We start from the raw sequence: 2,500 nt of genomic DNA, 5'->3' as shown, positions 1-2,500 counted from the left end.
CGGGCGATCTACCCATGGCCAGGGTGAAGGCGCGGTAACACGCGCTGGAGGCCCGAACCGGGATCTGTTGAAAAAGATTCGGATGAGCTGTGGGTCGGAGTGAAAGGCTAATCAAGCTCGGAGATAGCTGGTTCTCCCCGAAAGCTATTTAGGTAGCGCCTCGTGGATGACTGCTGGGGGTAGAGCACTGTTTCGGCTAGGGGGCCATCCCGGCTTACCAAACCGATGCAAACTCCGAATACCAGCAAGTTTGACCACGGGAGACAGACGGCGGGTGCTAACGTCCGTCGTCGAGAGGGAAACAACCCAGACCGCCAGCTAAGGTCCCTAAATCATGGCTCAGTGGGAAACGATGTGGGAAGGCCCAGACAGCCAGGAGGTTGGCTTAGAAGCAGCCACCCTTTAAAGAAAGCGTAATAGCTCACTGGTCGAGTCGGCCTGCGCGGAAGATGTAACGGGGCTCAAGCCATGTACCGAAGCTGCGGATGCGTGTAAACGCATGGTAGGGGAGCGTTCTGTAAGTCTGCGAAGGTGTGCTGTCAGGCATGCTGGAGATATCAGAAGTGCGAATGCTGACATGAGTAACGACAAAGGGAGTGAGAGTCTCCCTCGCCGAAAGCCCAAGGTTTCCTGCGCAACGTTCATCGGCGCAGGGTGAGTCGGCCCCTAAGGCGAGGCCGAAAGGCGTAGTCGATGGGAAGCAGGTTAATATTCCTGCACCAGCTGTAACTGCGATGGGATGACGGAGAAGGCTAGGTCAGCCGGCCGATGGTAGTGCCGGTCCAAGCGAGTAGGGAGTGTCCTTAGGCAAATCCGGGGACACAATCCTGAGACGTGATGACGAGTTCCCACGGGAACGAAGTGATTGATGCCAAGCTTCCAGGAAAAGTCTCTAAGCTTCAGGTTACAGATGACCGTACCCCAAACCGACACAGGTGGGCAGGGTGAGAATCCCAAGGCGCTTGAGAGAACCCTGGTGAAGGAACTAGGCAAAATGGTACCGTAACTTCGGGAGAAGGTACGCCCTTGGTAGGTGAAGCGACTTGCTCGTGGAGCCGAAGAGGGTTGCAGTGACCAGGCCGCTGCGACTGTTTATTAAAAACACAGCACTCTGCAAACTCGTAAGAGGACGTATAGGGTGTGACGCCTGCCCGGTGCCGGAAGGTTAAGTGATGGGGTTATCTTCGGAGAAGCTCTTGATCGAAGCCCCGGTAAACGGCGGCCGTAACTATAACGGTCCTAAGGTAGCGAAATTCCTTGTCGGGTAAGTTCCGACCTGCACGAATGGCGTAACGATGGCGGCACTGTCTCCACCAGGGACTCAGTGAAATTGAAATCTCGGTCAAGATGCCGAGTACCCGCGGCTAGACGGAAAGACCCCGTGAACCTTTACTATAGCTTTGCACTGGACTTTGAACCTACTTGTGTAGGATAGGTGGGAGGCTTTGAAACAGTGGCGCCAGCTGCTGTGGAGCCAACCTTGAAATACCACCCTGGTATGTTCGGAGTTCTAACCTCGGTCCGTGATCCGGATCAGGGACAGTGCATGGTGGGTAGTTTGACTGGGGCGGTCTCCTCCCAAAGCGTAACGGAGGAGCACGAAGGTACCCTCAGCGCGGTCGGAAATCGCGCAATGAGTGCAAAGGCATAAGGGTGCTTGACTGCGAGACAGACACGTCGAGCAGGTACGAAAGTAGGTCTTAGTGATCCGGTGGTTCTGTATGGAAGGGCCATCGCTCAACGGATAAAAGGTACTCCGGGGATAACAGGCTGATACCGCCCAAGAGTTCATATCGACGGCGGTGTTTGGCACCTCGATGTCGGCTCATCACATCCTGGGGCTGAAGTCGGTCCCAAGGGTATGGCTGTTCGCCATTTAAAGTGGTACGCGAGCTGGGTTTAGAACGTCGTGAGACAGTTCGGTCCCTATCTGCCGTGGGCGTTGGAGACTTGAGGGAAGCTGCTCCTAGTACGAGAGGACCGGAGTGGACGTACCCCTGGTGTTCCGGTTGTCACGCCAGTGGCATTGCCGGGTAGCTATGTACGGACGGGATAACCGCTGAAAGCATCTAAGCGGGAAGCCCCTCCCAAGATGAGGTCTCCCTGGGCACTTGATGCCCCTGAAGGTCCGTCGAAGACCACGACGTTGATAGGCAGGATGTGGAAGCGCGGTAACGTGTGAAGCTAACCTGTACTAATTGACCGTGCGGCTTGACCATATAACACCCAAGTGCGTTGTACGGGCCTCGGCTCACGCAACTGCCGACAACGATCTGAACCGAATTGGTCCTGTCCGAGACGATCGGGCAAGACAAAGCAGTTTTCCTGGCGGCCATAGAGTCCTGGAACCACCTGATCCCATCCCGAACTCAGAAGTGAAACAGGACCTCGCCGATGATAGTGTGGGGCCTCCCCATGCGAAAGTAGGTCACTGCCAGGACCTTATCCCAAAACCCCCGAGCACCCTGTGCTCGGGGGTTTTACTTTGTGCGCCGAAAAA

General features: G+C 55.8%; 2 rRNA genes (1 of these 2 cut by a window edge). Both read left to right on the top strand.

Annotation, left to right across the window (positions count from 1 at the left end):
• Nucleotides 1–2,219: ribosomal RNA gene (locus EBL85_RS14300) — 23S ribosomal RNA — on the top strand (it extends 669 nt beyond the left edge of the window).
• A gap of 105 nt (nucleotides 2,220–2,324) precedes the next feature.
• A 5S ribosomal RNA gene (gene rrf, locus EBL85_RS14295) occupies nucleotides 2,325–2,440 on the top strand.
• Nucleotides 2,441–2,500 lie beyond the last annotated feature (60 nt).

The organism is Marichromatium sp. AB32, from assembly GCF_003718675.1.
Classification (GTDB): Bacteria; Pseudomonadota; Gammaproteobacteria; order Chromatiales; family Chromatiaceae; genus Marichromatium; species Marichromatium gracile.
Note: the sequence above shows the minus strand (reverse complement) of the source record. Positions and strands in the feature narration are given on the sequence as shown.